This is a genomic window from Streptomyces spiralis (assembly GCF_014654675.1).
GTDB classification, from domain to species: Bacteria; Actinomycetota; Actinomycetes; order Streptomycetales; family Streptomycetaceae; genus Streptomyces; species Streptomyces spiralis.
In genome coordinates, this window is sequence record NZ_BNBC01000023.1 from 63,324 (window position 1) to 76,900 (window position 13,577).

The 13,577-nt window shown below is 70.7% G+C and carries 17 protein-coding genes and 1 pseudogene; 10 read left to right on the forward strand and 8 right to left on the reverse strand.

Going from position 1 to position 13,577, the window contains the following annotated elements; genetic code table 11:
* Nucleotides 1-684, forward strand: a 684-nt coding sequence (locus IE318_RS23275; protein ID WP_229903704.1) for an RNA-guided endonuclease TnpB family protein, incomplete at its 5' end; no start/stop codon positions are given.
* Nucleotides 685-846: 162 nt separating this feature from the next.
* On the opposite strand, the gene IE318_RS23280 is transcribed toward IE318_RS23275, so the two are convergent.
* On the reverse strand, nucleotides 847-1,269 hold the full coding sequence (locus tag IE318_RS23280; protein ID WP_189903337.1) for a VOC family protein: 423 nt from the start codon (nucleotides 1,267-1,269) through the stop codon (nucleotides 847-849).
* A gap of 136 nt (nucleotides 1,270-1,405) precedes the next feature.
* Complete coding sequence (locus IE318_RS23285; RefSeq protein ID WP_189903339.1) at nucleotides 1,406-1,819, reverse strand: MerR family transcriptional regulator; 414 nt, start codon at nucleotides 1,817-1,819, stop codon at nucleotides 1,406-1,408.
* A gap of 60 nt (nucleotides 1,820-1,879) precedes the next feature.
* Between IE318_RS23285 and IE318_RS23290 the strand changes: the two genes are divergently transcribed.
* The 3 genes from IE318_RS23290 to IE318_RS23300 all read left to right on the forward strand — a co-directional run bounded on the left by IE318_RS23290 (nucleotide 1,880) and on the right by IE318_RS23300 (nucleotide 4,141).
* On the forward strand, nucleotides 1,880-2,782 hold the full coding sequence (locus tag IE318_RS23290; protein ID WP_189903341.1) for an NAD(P)-dependent oxidoreductase: 903 nt from the start codon (nucleotides 1,880-1,882) through the stop codon (nucleotides 2,780-2,782).
* Nucleotides 2,783-2,928: 146 nt separating this feature from the next.
* The gene (locus IE318_RS23295) at nucleotides 2,929-3,609 is read left to right on the forward strand and encodes a helix-turn-helix transcriptional regulator (protein WP_189903343.1); all 681 of its coding nucleotides are present in this window, start codon (nucleotides 2,929-2,931) and stop codon (nucleotides 3,607-3,609) included.
* A 31-nt stretch (nucleotides 3,610-3,640) separates the two neighbouring features.
* A complete protein-coding gene (locus tag IE318_RS23300) occupies nucleotides 3,641-4,141 on the forward strand; it encodes a DUF3291 domain-containing protein (RefSeq protein ID WP_189903345.1) in 501 nt (166 codons plus the stop codon).
* 135 nt (nucleotides 4,142-4,276) lie between these two features.
* Here IE318_RS23300 and IE318_RS23305 read toward each other — a convergent pair whose 3' ends face one another.
* A complete protein-coding gene (locus IE318_RS23305) occupies nucleotides 4,277-4,642 on the reverse strand; it encodes a nuclear transport factor 2 family protein (protein ID WP_189903347.1) in 366 nt (121 codons plus the stop codon).
* A gap of 150 nt (nucleotides 4,643-4,792) precedes the next feature.
* Here IE318_RS23305 and IE318_RS23310 point away from each other — a divergent pair, with 150 nt between their 5' ends.
* Nucleotides 4,793-5,167, forward strand: a complete 375-nt coding sequence (locus IE318_RS23310; RefSeq protein WP_030176023.1) for a VOC family protein — start codon at nucleotides 4,793-4,795, stop codon at nucleotides 5,165-5,167.
* 89 nt (nucleotides 5,168-5,256) lie between these two features.
* Here IE318_RS23310 and IE318_RS23315 read toward each other — a convergent pair whose 3' ends face one another.
* Both IE318_RS23315 and IE318_RS23320 read right to left on the reverse strand, forming a co-directional pair.
* A complete protein-coding gene (locus IE318_RS23315) occupies nucleotides 5,257-5,619 on the reverse strand; it encodes a peptidoglycan-binding domain-containing protein (RefSeq protein WP_189903349.1) in 363 nt (120 codons plus the stop codon).
* A gap of 124 nt (nucleotides 5,620-5,743) precedes the next feature.
* Entirely contained in the window at nucleotides 5,744-6,103 is a 360-nt protein-coding gene (locus tag IE318_RS23320) for a hypothetical protein (protein WP_030176016.1), read from the reverse strand.
* Between the two features lie 275 nt (nucleotides 6,104-6,378).
* On the opposite strand from IE318_RS23320, the gene IE318_RS23325 reads away from it, so the two are divergent.
* The 3 genes from IE318_RS23325 (at nucleotide 6,379) to IE318_RS23335 (ending at nucleotide 10,645) form a co-directional block, all read left to right on the forward strand.
* On the forward strand, nucleotides 6,379-9,495 hold the full coding sequence (locus IE318_RS23325) for an AfsR/SARP family transcriptional regulator (RefSeq protein ID WP_189903350.1): 3,117 nt from the start codon (nucleotides 6,379-6,381) through the stop codon (nucleotides 9,493-9,495).
* 144 nt (nucleotides 9,496-9,639) lie between these two features.
* Nucleotides 9,640-9,849, forward strand: a complete 210-nt coding sequence (locus tag IE318_RS23330; RefSeq protein ID WP_189903352.1) for a hypothetical protein — start codon at nucleotides 9,640-9,642, stop codon at nucleotides 9,847-9,849.
* A gap of 166 nt (nucleotides 9,850-10,015) precedes the next feature.
* Nucleotides 10,016-10,645 (forward strand): hypothetical protein, encoded by a 630-nt coding sequence (locus tag IE318_RS23335; RefSeq protein ID WP_189903354.1) that lies wholly within the window; start codon nucleotides 10,016-10,018, stop codon nucleotides 10,643-10,645.
* Nucleotides 10,646-10,851: 206 nt separating this feature from the next.
* On the opposite strand, the gene IE318_RS23340 is transcribed toward IE318_RS23335, so the two are convergent.
* Together IE318_RS23340 and IE318_RS23345 are read right to left on the reverse strand one after the other, a co-directional pair.
* Nucleotides 10,852-11,442 (reverse strand): TetR/AcrR family transcriptional regulator, encoded by a 591-nt coding sequence (locus IE318_RS23340; protein ID WP_189903356.1) that lies wholly within the window; start codon nucleotides 11,440-11,442, stop codon nucleotides 10,852-10,854.
* Between the two features lie 121 nt (nucleotides 11,443-11,563).
* Entirely contained in the window at nucleotides 11,564-11,704 is a 141-nt protein-coding gene (locus IE318_RS23345; protein WP_189903358.1) for a hypothetical protein, read from the reverse strand.
* A 33-nt stretch (nucleotides 11,705-11,737) separates the two neighbouring features.
* On the opposite strand from IE318_RS23345, the gene IE318_RS23350 reads away from it, so the two are divergent.
* Entirely contained in the window at nucleotides 11,738-12,679 is a 942-nt protein-coding gene (locus tag IE318_RS23350; protein ID WP_030176004.1) for an alpha/beta hydrolase family protein, read from the forward strand.
* A gap of 117 nt (nucleotides 12,680-12,796) precedes the next feature.
* A pseudogene (locus IE318_RS23355) lies at nucleotides 12,797-13,021 on the forward strand (GNAT family N-acetyltransferase); the annotation flags it as partial.
* Nucleotides 13,022-13,102: 81 nt separating this feature from the next.
* Here the strand turns inward: IE318_RS23355 and IE318_RS23360 are convergent.
* Nucleotides 13,103-13,537: a nuclear transport factor 2 family protein gene (locus IE318_RS23360; RefSeq protein ID WP_030175999.1), complete on the reverse strand. Its 435-nt coding sequence runs from the start codon at nucleotides 13,535-13,537 to the stop codon at nucleotides 13,103-13,105.
* Nucleotides 13,538-13,577 lie beyond the last annotated feature (40 nt).

Consider the following 13,577-nt stretch of genomic DNA (forward strand, 5'->3'; position numbering starts at 1 on the left):
ACCCCGGCCCCCGCCACCAGCTCGGCGGTCGGCCTGGACGCCGGGATCACCTCCCTGGTGACCCTGTCCACCGGGGAGAAGATCGCCAACCCCAAGCACGAGCGGCGTGACCGCGCCCGGCTGGCCCGCGCGCAGCGGGAGCTGTCGCGCAAGGCGAAGGGCTCGAACAACCGGGAGAAGGCTCGGCGTCGCGTCGCCAAGGTCCACGCCCGGATCACTGACCGGCGCCGGGACTTCCTGCACAAGCTGTCGACTCGGCTCGTCCGTGAGAACCAAACGGTCGTGATCGAGGACCTCACCGTCCGCAACCTGCTGAAGAACGGCCGCCTCGCGCGAGCCATCTCCGATGCGTCGTGGACGGAACTGCGCTTGATGCTGGAGTACAAGTGCGCCTGGTACGGGCGTGAACTCGTGGTGATCGACCGCTTCTTCCCCAGCTCGAAGCTGTGCGGGGCCTGCGGCACGGTCGCGGCGAAGCTGCCGCTGAACGTCCGCCAGTGGACGTGCGACTGCGGCGCGGTGCACGACCGCGACGTGAACGCGGCACGCAACATCCTGGCCGCCGGGCTGGCGGCGTCTGCCTGTGGAGACGGTGTAAGACCTCAACGGGAGTCATCCCGGACGGGGCGGTCGTCGATGAAACAGGAAACCCAGCGGGCGACCGCTGGAATCCCCCGCCTTTAGGCGGGGGAGGAGGTCAACTTCGCGGGAGTGGCACAACCACCGGGCGACGCCGCCCTCGGTGCCGCCCGTCGCAATACGGGCATGCTGCTCACGGCGAGCGGACTCGCCGTGGCGCATCTGGTGTCGGCCCAGTGGCTGCTGACCCACGGACCGAGCCCGTCCCTACTCGGTGCCGGAGCGCAACTCCCGGATGCGGACCAGGTTGCCCGCCGGATCACGGAACGCGCAGTCGCGCACGCCGTACGGTTGGAGCATCGGCTCCTGGACCACCTCGGCGTCGGATGCCTGCACCTTGTCGAAGGTGGCGTCGAGGTCGTGGGTGGCGAGCAGGATCCACCCGTAGGTGCCCTTGGCCATCATCTCCAGGATGGTGCTGCGCTCCGCCTCGGTGATCCCCGGGTCGGCGGCCGCGGGCGCCAGGAGGATGGACGTCTCCGGCTGAGAGGCGGGGCCGACCGTGATCCAGCGCGCCTTGCCGTGCCCTACGTCGCTGCGGACCTCGAAGCCGAGGATGTCGCGGTAGAAGGCCAGGGCGGCGTCCGGGTCGTCGTGCGGCAGGGAACTCGTATGAATCGTCAGGTCCATGGGCGCCACGGTAGCCGTAAACCCCTTGCGGGACTTCTCGATTCCTGATCCCTTCGGCCGGGAGACGCCACGATGGCCTCACGCCGCCAAGAGTGCACTTCAGCGTGCTGATCGGTGCGGTCGGTGGAGGGGGCGGTCACATCGCCCCGACCGGCTCGGCCGGATACGAATCCCCATGACGGCCAGCAGGATTCGGGGCGTTGAGCGGGCGTCCGACGAGGGAGTCGAGGATGTCGCGTGCGGCGATCAGGTCGTCGATCGCCGTGTCGATCCGGCGGCGCTCGTTCGCCAGGCCGTCGATGAGTTCCGGGCACCGTCCCGACAGCACCACGGTGTCGTCGACGGCACAGGGGAGGATCTCCGCGACGGCGGATGTGCCGAGTCCGGCGGAGAGCAGGATCTGGATGCGCCGCACGACGGTGACGCTGTGTTCGTCGTACTCGCGGTATCCGTTCGGCAGGCGCGCGGGGCCGAGCAGTCCTTGTTCTTCGTAGTAGCGCAGCGAGCGCCGGCTCACGCCGGTGCGTCGTGACAGTTCACCGATCCTCATGTGGGGCAGTCCAGCAGCGACTTGACCTTGACGTCAATGTGAAGGTTTAGCGTTCGAGACATGACCTCACCCGTTGACGAGACCGCCCGACCGACGCCTGTGACCGTCCTCGGCCTCGGCCCGATGGGCCACGCCCTGGCCTCCGCCTTCCTCCGAGCCCGCCATCCGGTCACCGTGTGGAACCGCACGCCTGGAAAGGCCGGAGACCTCCTCGACCGGGGTGCGGTGGCCGCCGGATCGGTGCGGGACGCGGTACAGGACGGACACGTGATCATTGCCTGTCTGATCGACTACGACGCGGTGCGAGCCGTGCTCGAACAGGCGCCCGCGGATTGGGGGAACCGGCGCCTGATCAACCTCACCAGCGGCGAACCGGCCCAGGCCCGCCGGATGGCCCGGTGGGCCTCGTCACGCCGCATCGACTATCTGGACGGTGCGATTCTGACCCCGACCTCCGCCGTCGGCACTCCCGCGGCCGCCGTCCTGTTCAGCGGCGCCCGCCACGTCTACGAGGCCGTCGAGGAGACGATGGCTGCCGTGGGCGGTACCGCGGTGCACCTGGGCGACGATCCCGGTCGGGCAGCCGCCTACGAGGTCGCGCTCCTGGACATCTTCGTCACCTCGGTCAACGGCATCGTCCACGCCTTCGCCCTGGCGTCGGCCGAGGGCATCGAGCCCGAACGGTTCGCCGCCTTCGCCACCGGGATCGGCGGACTCCTCCCGGAGATGATCACCCGTTTCGCCGAGCAGATCCGGACCGGCCGGTACCCCGGAGACCGGTCCACGATCGCGTCCGCGGCGTCGGGGATCACGCACATCATCAACGCCGCCACCAGCCACGGCATCGACACGGGCATGCTCACCGCGGCGAAGAGCGTCCTCGACCACGCCGTCGCGGAAGGCTACGGACCCCAGAGCCTGGCACGCCTGACGACCGTCCTGAACAAGACCGGCCGCCCCTGAACCCGCTCTGTGGAGCTCGGGCGCGCGGCCCCTGCTCCTCGACGACTCTTGCCGCGCCGGCAACTCGGGGGCGTCACTCCGGGTCCCTGAGCCGGGGCGGGATCCCGCCTTCTATGTCCAACCTGTGTTGTTCCTAGAATGGCCGGGTGGAGGACATCGACGCGATCGCGGCGTTGCAGGATCCGGTGCGGCGCCGCCTGTACGAGTACGTGGCGGCACAGGGCCGCGAGGTCGGCCGCAACGAGGCCGCCGAGGCGGCCGGGGTGACGCGCACGCTCGCCGCGCACCATCTGGAGAGGCTGACCGAGGCCGGGCTGCTGGAGAGCGGCAGCCGCCGGCTGACGGGGCGCTCCGGGCCGGGGGCGGGCCGCCCCGCCAAGGTGTACACGCGAGCACGGGCCGAGCGGGCGGTGTCGCTGCCCGCACGCGACTACCGCACCGCCGCCGAACTGCTCGCCGAGGCCGCCGAGCAGGCGGGGTTGGACGCCGGGCTCTGCGCGGCCGCACGCCGGCGGGGCGAGACCCTGCGCGACTCGGCGGCGCCCTGCGGCAGTCTCGAACAGGCCATGGAGATGCTGGCCGCCCGTGGCTACGAACCGCACCTGGAAGGCGCCGAGGGGGCGACCGGGGCGGCCGCACGCGTCGTCCGTATGCGCAACTGCCCCTTCCACGCCGTAGCGGAGCGCTTCCCGCCGCTCGTCTGCGGCATGAACCTCGCGCTGTTGGAGGGGCTGCTCGGCACGGACGGTCCGCTCCGCGCCCGTATGGACGCCCGGCCGGGGGAGTGCTGCGTGGTGGTCGACGACTCTAAAAACAATATCGATTGACATAGAAACGACGGCCTGCTGGGATGACGCCATGACCGCATCCACGCATGCCGCGCACCTCGCCGAGCTCAACGTCGCCACGCTCCGCCACCCCCTCGACGACCCGCGTATGACGCCGTTCGTCGAGATGCTCGATCCGGTCAACGCCGCCGCCGACGAAGCGCCCGGCTTCGTGTGGCGCCTCGTGGAGGACGGGGCGGCCGACGCCACCGGCCTGCGCCCGGCAGGGCAGGACGTCATCGTCAACCTGTCGGTCTGGGAGACCCAGGAGGCCCTGTGGGACTACACCTACCGCAGCGGGCACCTGGAGGTGATGCGGCGGCGCCGCGAATGGTTCGAGCGGCACGTCGAGTCCCACCTGGTGCTCTGGTGGGTCCCGGCCGGTCACCTCCCTACCGTCGGCGAGGCCCTGGAGCGGCTGGCGGACCTGCGGGCGCACGGGCCGTCCCCGCGCGCGTTCACCTTCGCCTCCTCCTACACCGCCGCCGAGGCCGCCGAGCACCTTCGCGCCGACGCCGCCGGCGCAGCCTGAGCAGGCCGCCCGGGACGCCCGACCGGCTCCGGCCGGGGTGCTCGGGCCGCGTGCGCCTTGCCGAATTCGCCGAGTCCGTCCGGGGCTTCTGCGCCTGTCTGGGCGCGTGCCGGCCCGATGCGACCTCGACTCGGCTCAACTGGTCAGCGTGCCCTGGTGGAAGTACATCCGCCAGCCCGTCTCCGTCAGACGCCACAAAGAGCTCCGCCATGCCCTACGGCCCTGGTTGTCGGCGAAGTAGGTCAGATGAACGATGCCTGGAGCGAGTACCACTCCCGACATCTCGCTGACCTCGACCGGAGACTCGGGGGACACCGAGCCACCGCTCGTCACCGTGAGGATGGACTCCGCGTCCCAGCGGCGCCCGGAAGCGCCGATCTCGGTGAACTCCGGATCCAGAAGTTCCAGCACACGGGCCGGCGAAGCCCGCACCTCGGGGTCGAGAAGCCGCATCTCCCCATCGATGGCCGCTCGAACGGCCGGCTCACTCTCATCCGTCATGCGGAAACCCTACGGACCCGTCCGCTTCGCAGCGGACGCCGGGTGAAGCCTTGCGGCGGCCCGGCGTACCGCCGTGCATGCCCGCCGCGCAGGCGGGTACGACCGTACGGGGGTGTCGCGGACGCGGCCGAAGAGCGAGGAGTGTCGGAAGTGATTCGAAAGCTGCAGGCCGTCGCGCTGGACTGCGACGATCCGGCACGGCTGGCGCAGTTCTACGCGGAGCTGCTCGGTGGCCGGGTGGTCGCGGACCCGGAGGATTCCGACTGGATCGAGGTGCACGGGTTCGAGGGGACGCCGCTGGCCTGCCAGCGGGTGGACGGCTACCAGCGGCCCGAGTGGCCCGGCCAGCAGCGCCCGCAACAGCTCCACCTGGACTTCGACGTGGACGACCTCGACGGGGAGGAGAAGCGGGCGCTCGCCCTCGGCGCGACGGTGCTGGAGCGGACGGACCAGCTCCGCCCGGAGGCCAACTGGCGGGTCTACGCGGACCCGGCCGGCCATCCGTTCTGCCTCTGCTTCCACTGATTCCACGGAGTTCGTTCAGGCTGTTCGCGAAGGTGTGCCGGTGACCTGACGGGGCCACCGGCACACGTGTCTTCCCCGGACGGTTCAGGTCACGGGTTGGGGCTCACGTCCGGGTGCAGGCAGTTCCATGTCTTCGGGCCGACGATGCCGTCCTTGGTGATGCCGCATCGTCCCTGGGCCCACACGACGGCGGCCTTGGTGGCGGAGCCGAAGATGCCGTCCTCCGCGAGCCCTCGGCCGTAGATGTTGAGCAGGCACTGCGCGTGGACGACGGCCTTGCCGGTGTCTCCCGGGTAGAGCGTCGGGTGAGCCAGGTCGTAGGGGCACGCGCTGTCCGCCGCAATGGCCGCCGGAACGGGGGCGGGAGCGGCGATCGCCGGGGCGGCGCCGGTTGCGGCGGCCCCGAGCACGAACGCCGAGAGGGCGAGGGCGGCCCGCTTGGTGAGCGTCATGAGCATGGTCCCTTTCTGTGACTTGAGGGCATCGGCGCTTCGAGACGTGCGCTTGCTTCGGGTGCGTACCGGCGACTCGGGCTCGGCCGGCCGGGCCGTCTTCCGGCCGCTTCGCGTGCTCCGTTCAGCAGCGCGGGATGCCGGGCCTGGGGTCGGCGCCGGTGTTGATGTGCTGGCCCGGGGTGTATCCGTCGACCCAGACCTCGTACTGCCAGGTCGTGGTGTAGTACCAGATGTTGTTGCCCGAGACCGACTGCCCGACGTAGTAGCAGGAGATCGACAGCGGCTGCCCGGCGAAGAGGTTCCTCTTCACCCGGCAGGTCGTCTTGGCGCAGGTGTACTGCTTCGTCGCCTGGGTGGTGTAGAAGACGTCGTCGCTCGCGGTGTCGGCCTTCTTCGGAGCCGCCTGCGCGGGCACGGCCAGGGCTCCGAACGCGAGCGTCGTACCGAGTGTCGCCGCCGCCAGGGCGTGACGCATGCTCATGAGCACTCCTTTGATGAAGCAGGTCTGATTCCAGGTCCACTTACCGAGAGGCGTTGCCGTTCGGGCCCCGCCTCCGTTGCGGCCCGTCCCCGCCGCGGGCCGCACCGCCTTGTCGCGGCCCCCGCCCCGCGAGCGGCCCCCCGCCGGCCGGGTCACCGGAGCAGCCGGGCATCACCCTGCACGGCCGGTCCTGGAGAAACCTTGGCCAGATCTCGAATTGGCTGCTCCGAGCCGCTTTGGCAGCGTGGACCGCGACCGAACGGGGGAGCGGTGTGATGGCAGTGGAGTGCCGCGTACTGGGCGACATCGCGGTACGGGTCGACGGCAGACCGGTGGAGTTGGGCCCTCCGAAGCAGCGCTCCGTCCTGGCGGCGTTGCTGGTCGATGCTCCCCGCACGGTGCCGACCTCCCAGCTCATCGACCGGGTCTGGGGCGACCGCGTGCCGCAGCGGGTCAGAGGCACGCTGTACGGATACGTCAGCCTCTTGCGGAAGGCTCTGGAACCCGCGGGCAAAGACGCCTCCATCACCAGGAGCTCAGGGGGCTACGCCTTGGAGGTCGATCGACTCGCCGTGGACCTCCACCGGTTCCGCGCTCTGGTGCGGCAGGCACGCGCGGTCGAGGACGCCGGTTCCCGCGCGCAACTCTTCGAAAACGCACTGGAGTTGTGGCACGGAGAGCCCTGCGCTGCCTGTGATACGCCATGGTTCGGCACGCTCCGCGAAGGGTTGCTCAGGGAGCGGTTCGCCGTCACGTTGGACTTCAACGACGCCCGACTGGACCTCGGTCTCCACGGAATGCTGCTGCCCCAGCTGTCCGCCCTGGCACAGCAGGACCCCTTGGACGAACGGGCAGCCGGACAACTCATGCTGGCCCTGTACCGCAGCGGGCGGTCCTCCGACGCCCTGCGCCACTACGAGTCCCTGCGCCGGCGCCTGGCCGAGGAGTTGGGCACCGACCCCGGCCCGGAGCTGCGCCGACTGTACCACCGGATCCTCACCGACTCCCCCGTCCTCGCCGCCCCCGCCCCGGGCTCTCTCTCCTCTGTCTCCTCTGCCAGGACGACGCACCTCCAGGTCTCTCAGCGGGCTGACTCGGCGGAAGCCCCGTATGCGACAGCGGCGGACCGTCCGGGCGACAGCGATGACCAAGCTCCGGGAGAGCGGGACGGGGGCGACGGCCAGCAACTCGTGCCCCGCCTGCTTCCCCCTGCCCCCGCGCTGTTCGTGGGCCGGGACGAGGAGCTGGCGGCCGCCCGCCGACTGCTCGGCCAGGTGCCGACGGGTCCGGTCACGCTCCTGGTGACCGGACCGGCCGGGGTCGGCAAAACGGCCTTCGCCGTCTCCGCGGGGCATGTGCTGGCCTCTCGGTTCGCCGACGGCCAGCTCTATGCGGACCTGCGGGCCTTCGACGACGAGCAGGTCGAGCCGTTCACGGTCCTGGGGGCCTTCCTACGAGCGCTCGGCGTACGCGGCGGTGCGGTGCCACCGGACCTCACCGGCCGGGTGCACATGTACCGCACCGTACTCGCCCAGCGGAAGACACTCGTCGTGCTGGACAACGCCGCGGACGCGCGGCAGGTGAAGGACCTCATGCCCAGCGGGGCGCGCTGCGCCGCCGTCGTCACCAGCCGAACCACCCTCCCGGACCTGAGCGGCCACCGGATCCCCCTGGGAGTTCTGGACTCCGAGACGGGACTCGCGCTGTTGCGGGAGATGATCGGTGCCGACCGGACCCGCGCGGAGTCGGACGCGGCCAGGGCCATCGTGTCGACCTGTGAGGGCCTTCCCCTGGCGGTGTGGGTGGCCGGTGCGCGGCTGGCCGCGCGACCGCACTGGCCCCTGGGCAAGGTCGCCCGCGCACTGGCGGACGAGCAGCGCAAGCTCGACGAACTCGCCGTCGGCCATATAGCCGTACGGGCCGGCCTGGAACTGACGTACCGGGCGATGACCCCCACGAACCGGCACGCCCTGCGCATGCTCGCCCTGCTGCCGACACCGGACTTCTCCGTCTGGGCCCTGGCCGCGCTCCTGGACCTGGACCTGCACCGCGCGGAAGCGGTGCTCGACGACCTCGTGGAAGTGCATCTCGTGGAGGCCGGTTCGACGGGGCCGGCCGGTACCCGTCACCGGCTGCACGACCTGGTGCGACTGCTGGGCCGCGAGAGGGCGGAACGGGAGGTGTCGCCGCGGGACCGGGCCGCCGCGCTGTCCCGGCTGCTGGGGGCGAGCCTGTATCTGGCCGATCGGGCCGCGGACAGTCTCAGCGTCGACTTCCAGGGCATCTCACAGACCCACCTGGCGTCCTGGCGGCCCACCCCGACCGACACCGCACAGCTCCTCACCGATCCGTCGGCCTGGTTCACCGCCGAGCGCCAGTTCCTGATCTCCGTGGCGGACCAGGCACTCGACAGGGACGAGATCACGGCGGCGGCCGCGCTGGCCACCGCGCTGACCACGCTCTTCCAGATCGGAGGCCACTTCGACGACTGGGAACGGCTCCAGGGCCGGGCCCTCGAGGCCGCCCTGCGCGGCAACCACCAGCACAGTGCCACGCAGCTCCACCGATGTCTGGGTGAACTCACCACCATTCTCGACCGGTATCCGGAGGCCCTGGACCACTTCGAGCAGGCGCTGACGTTGGCCGACGGAGCGGACCCGGCCTATCTGGCCGGCGCCACGGCCGGATTGGCGTACGTGCACCGACTCCTCGGTCGGTACGCCTCAGCCGTACGCCACTTCGAGCAAGCGGCGGAGCTGGCCCGCATGGCCGGAAACGTCAACTGCCTTGTGTACGCCACCAACGGCATCGGTGTGATCGAGCTTGAGCAGGGGCGTGTCGAGCCGGCCATGGAGCGGTTCTCGCAGTGCTTGCGCGTGAGCCGGGACGCCGGCTACCGGCCCGGTGAGGCGCAGGCCCTGCGCTGTCTGGGGCAGAGCCACCGCGCACACGGCGACTACCAGGCCGCCGCGGACTGTTTCCGGCAGGCCGCCTCGATCAGCGAGGGACTCGGCGACCGGCTGACCGCGACGCATGCCACGTGCTGGCTCGGCGATGTGCTGGTGCGGCACGGCGCGCAACGGGAGGGGCGTCGATTACTGGCCCGTGCCCTGTGGACCTACCGGGAATTCGGGAATCTCTGGGGCGAGGCGGCGACGCTCTACTCGCTCGCGGAGGCTCAACTCGTCGCCGGCCGCGTGGCGGCTGCCCGTCGACGCGCTGAAGCGGCCGCCGACCTGTGGCGGAGGATCGGCTCCCGCACCTGGCTCGCCATCGGCCTCGACACCCTGGCCAAGGCCCACACCCTGGCCGGGGACACCGCGGCCGCGTCCCGGGCTCGCGACGAGGCGGCCGAAGTACGCAGAGCCTTGGCAACCACCTGGCTGACCTAGGGGGTGTCTCGTCGATCAGGCGGGATCAGGGAGCGGTGCCAGGCGCCGCGAGCCCGGCATGATCGGCGAGACACCCCCTAAGGGCCTCTCGTTTGGATCAGGCCGGGCTCGCGGGTGTCCTGGCACAGTGCCTCCGATGTGGTGATGACCATGGCCACTGTCGGCAGCGCGGAGGTACCCGGCCTGGCCGTCCGCCTGGGACGGCGCCTGCTGGTGCACAGCATGCACAAGGGCTGCCGAACCGATCCTGCGGGACGTATCCGGGAAGTGGCCGAAGCCAAGCTGACCGACCCGAACCTCACGCCCGCGGAGGCGGTGTGGCCGCGGCGCCGTCTGGCCGGTGGCCGGGAGTGACCGCCTTGCGCCGCGAGGGAGCGGACGTGGTCCGCCGGGAGCCGGGCTGATTCCCGGTTCGGCCGCTGGGGTGGTGGCCTCGTCCGTCAGGGGCGGGTCTGTTCGCGCGCCGACGATGGAGCGATGACGATGAGCTCAAGGATCCCTCATCCAGGAGGAAGACCTGATGCTGTCCCTTCGTCGTGGCCGCCCCCGCCGCCTGCGACCTCTCGCCGTGGCCTCTACGGCCCTGACCTGCTCCCTCGCCGCCGGCGTGCTGACCGGGTGCGGCGGCGGTGGTGGCAACGGCTCGACGGGCAGCAGAACTCCCAGCACGCCGAACACGGCGTCGTTCACCGGATCGCCGCCCTCGGCGCTGGCCTCCTCAGCCTCCTCCGCAGCCGCTTCCGCCCGTGCCTCGGCCTCCGCGGCCGCCTCCTCGGCATCGGCGCGGGCTTCCGAGTTCGAGGCGTCGGTGTCAGCCGAGAGCGCCCGCAGGGAGGCGACGGCCGAGAAGAAGCTCAAGGGCGTCAAGGGACAAGGGAACGCGCTCTCCGAGGTCGGCATGTCGGGCATGCCCAAGGCCCAGACCGGTGGCGTGCTCGCCGTCCTGGTCAACATCACCAACAAGACGGACCGCAAAGCGTCCTACGCCGTACAGATCGACTTCGAGGACAGCAACCATCACGTCGTCGAGACCAGGTACACCGGCGCCGAGAACCTCGAACCGGGCCAGAAGCAGCAACCCATCGTCTTCAGCCGCCAGCCTCCCGAGCGGAAACTGACACCCCGTCTGGCCAAGGCCCAGCGGTACTGAGTGGTCCACGCTGCGACGGCTCTCAAGACACGAGCCCGGATGTCGGAGCGCAGGGCCACCGGCGCCCCGGACGGCCTCCCGCGCCCGTGCACTGGCGGCCCGCCTGGGACGGGCGGCCTGCCCGCTTCACTGGTGAACCGGGCGTCTCGGAGGGTCAGGTCGTCGGCCTCTCAGGGCCGGTCCGAGTGCCCGGTACAGGTGGATGGTCAGCGCGGTTGGCGTAGTCCCGCGACGAGGAGTGCGACCACTCGGCGCGCGTCGTAGCGGGGGTCGCTGTCGGCGCCGATGCAGAGGTTTCCGATGCCGCGCATGAGGTGGTAGGCGTCGATGTCGGAGCGGATCTCGCCGGAGGCGGCAGCGGCGTCGAGGAGCTGGGTGCACACCGGCAGGAGACGGTCGAGGAAGTAGGCGTGCAGCGTCTCGAAGCCGGCGTTGTCGGTCTGCAGTGCGGCCGCGAGGCCGTGCTTGGTGGTGAGGAAGTCGATGAAGAGGTCGACCCACCGTTCGAGGGCGGCGTGAGGTGTGGGGCCGGCCGTCAGCAAGGCCGGCCCGGCCTCGGCGCAGGCGTCGACCTGGTGGCGGTAGACGGCGATGACGAGGTCGGCCCGGGTGGGGAAGTGACGGTAGATCGTGCCCATGCCGACGCCGGCCTCGGCCGCGATGTCACGTACCGGCGCCTCCACGCCCGAGGTGGCGAAGACCGCGGCGGCCGCGTCCAGCAGGGTCTGCTGGTTGCGCCGGGCGTCCTTGCGTTTGGGCGCGGACGCGCTTTTCGGGTTCTGGCCGCTGTCGTTCACGGCGACGTTCCTTCCGTGCGGCTTGCGAACCGGAACAGCGCTCCGTATTGTTTGCGGAGCGAGGTTCCGTTTCGTTCATGATGGCAGACCGACGGTCCGGCGACCAAGCCGTCCACCGGCGTCATTCCCACACCCGGAAGCCGCGCGGAAGTCGCGCGGTCGCCCGGCGCTCGATCTCGATGTGGCCGAGCGCGAGCAACGTTCCTCGCTCACTGCTCGGCCCGGCCGTCGGCGCCGCCGACCACCGGGCCCTGCGAACCATGAGTGCGATGGAAACCCAACGGAAGGCACGTCCATGCCCGACTCGAACACCGCGCGGACCCCGAAGAGCCCCGGCGCTCCCGCCATGGTGATCTCCGCGAAGCCGGTCGTTCTGCCCGCCCCGGGCCGCGGTGAGGACCTCCAGGTCCGCATATCCGCCCCCGCGATCGGCGACGATCTGCCCGTCATCGTCTTCTCGCACGGCTTCGGCTCGTCGATGAACGGCTACGCGCCGCTGGCGGACTTCTGGGCGGCCCACGGCTTTGTGGTCCTGCAGCCCACCCATCTCGACTCCAGGACGCTCGGCCTGCCCGCCGACGACCCCCGTACGCCCAGGATCTGGCGCTTCCGCGTCGAGGATCTCAAGCGCGTGCTGGACGGACTCGACGTTCTGGAAGCCTGCGTGCCGGGCCTCGGCGGGCGGCTCGACCGCGGCCGTACAGCGGTGGCCGGCCACTCCTGGGGAGCCCAGACGGCGAGCATGCTGCTGGGCTCGCGTGTCCTCGGCCCCGACGGCCTCCCCGGGGAGGACATGTCCGACCCCCGTGTGAAGGCGGGTGTGCTGCTCGCCCTGACCGGTCTGGGCGACGACCTGACCCCGTTCGCCGCACAGAACTTTCCCTTCATGAAGCCGTCCTTCGACGCCATGACCACACCGGCTCTGATCGTCGCCGGGGACAAGGACCAGTCCCATCTGTCCACTCGCGGGCCGGACTGGTTCACCGACCCCTACACCTACAGCCCGGGGAGTAAGAGCCTGCTCACGCTGTTCGGGGCGGAGCACTCCCTCGGAGGCATTCCCGGGTACGAGGTCGCCGAGACGACGGACGAGAGTCCCGCGCGCGTCGCTCTGATCCAGCAGCTCACCACGGCCTTTCTGCGCAGCGCCCTCCACCCCGAGGACACCGGCTGGAAGGCGGCGGCCACCGCACTGGAGGACGACCCCCACCCATTGGGCAAGCTGCAGAACAAGTAGGCGGGCTCTGGTCGTGTGCCGGGTAACCGCAGGACGCCGGGCCGGGTGGCCGGACACGATGCGGCCATGATTGCTCACCTTCGACGTGCCCCGGACCCCGACTTCCTCGACAAGCCCGGCTTCGAGCAGTTGGGTCTGCACCGCATCTCGCTGGAGGTCTATGCCTTCAACCCGCGGGCTCGACGCGTCTACGAGAAGGTGGGGTTCCTCGCTGAGGGCGTCCTGCGCGATGCGCTGCTCTGGGAGGGCGAGCGGGTGGACGCGGCCGTGATGTCGATTCTCGCGCCGGAGTGGTCGCAGCACCGGGGCCGGCCGGAGACAACCGGGCACATGTCGGCCTGACCGTGCCGCTCGTATCCGACGACGATGCCGGCCACCGCCGGGGACGTGACCGGCCGTCGGATCCTGGGCGCGGGCTGCGACTCACTCGGCACCGGCGGGCCGGCGGGTGTCCAAGTCCGGGAAGAGGGTCGCGGCCACGTGCCGGGTGTCGGCGTACTCGACGACGGAGGTGATCCGGCCGTCGCGGACGGTGTAGATGCCGATGCAGCGGTTGTCGTACGTGCCGCCGTGGACGGTCTTGGCCCTGGCGGTCCATTCGGCGACCACGCGGTCGCCTTCGGCGATCGTGCTGACCAGTTCGATCTCCAAGGTGCCGGGGACGAAGGCCGGTCCCATGCCGCCGAGGAAGTCGTTGACGATCGCGTCGCGGCCGCGCCACACCCCGGAGACGGGGAGGTCGCCCGGGTAGTGCCAGGTCGCGTCCGCGGCGAAGCTGTCGTGGATGACGTCGGCGTCGCCGTCGCGGACGGCCTCGACGTAGCGGATGACGACGGTCCTGGGGTCGGTGCTGGTCATGGTCGTTCTCCTTCGGTGGTTGTCGGTTGCCGGCCGTTCG

Bases quoted from the DNA above. Each gene is read 5' to 3' on its own strand.
- IE318_RS23280 (WP_189903337.1), bottom strand. From the start codon at position 1,269: ATGGACCTGACGATTCATACGAGTTCCCTGCCGCACGACGACCCGGAC.
- IE318_RS23350 (WP_030176004.1), top strand. From the start codon at position 11,738: ATGCCCGACTCGAACACCGCGCGGACCCCGAAGAGCCCCGGCGCTCCC.
- IE318_RS23305 (WP_189903347.1), bottom strand. From the start codon at position 4,642: ATGACGGATGAGAGTGAGCCGGCCGTTCGAGCGGCCATCGATGGGGAG.
- IE318_RS23285 (WP_189903339.1), bottom strand. From the start codon at position 1,819: ATGAGGATCGGTGAACTGTCACGACGCACCGGCGTGAGCCGGCGCTCG.
- IE318_RS23330 (WP_189903352.1), top strand. From the start codon at position 9,640: ATGACCATGGCCACTGTCGGCAGCGCGGAGGTACCCGGCCTGGCCGTC.
- IE318_RS23320 (WP_030176016.1), bottom strand. From the start codon at position 6,103: ATGAGCATGCGTCACGCCCTGGCGGCGGCGACACTCGGTACGACGCTC.
- IE318_RS23290 (WP_189903341.1), top strand. From the start codon at position 1,880: ATGACCTCACCCGTTGACGAGACCGCCCGACCGACGCCTGTGACCGTC.
- IE318_RS23300 (WP_189903345.1), top strand. From the start codon at position 3,641: ATGACCGCATCCACGCATGCCGCGCACCTCGCCGAGCTCAACGTCGCC.
- IE318_RS23315 (WP_189903349.1), bottom strand. From the start codon at position 5,619: ATGACGCTCACCAAGCGGGCCGCCCTCGCCCTCTCGGCGTTCGTGCTC.
- IE318_RS23335 (WP_189903354.1), top strand. From the start codon at position 10,016: ATGCTGTCCCTTCGTCGTGGCCGCCCCCGCCGCCTGCGACCTCTCGCC.
- IE318_RS23325 (WP_189903350.1), top strand. From the start codon at position 6,379: ATGGCAGTGGAGTGCCGCGTACTGGGCGACATCGCGGTACGGGTCGAC.
- IE318_RS23360 (WP_030175999.1), bottom strand. From the start codon at position 13,537: ATGACCAGCACCGACCCCAGGACCGTCGTCATCCGCTACGTCGAGGCC.
- IE318_RS23345 (WP_189903358.1), bottom strand. From the start codon at position 11,704: ATGGTTCGCAGGGCCCGGTGGTCGGCGGCGCCGACGGCCGGGCCGAGC.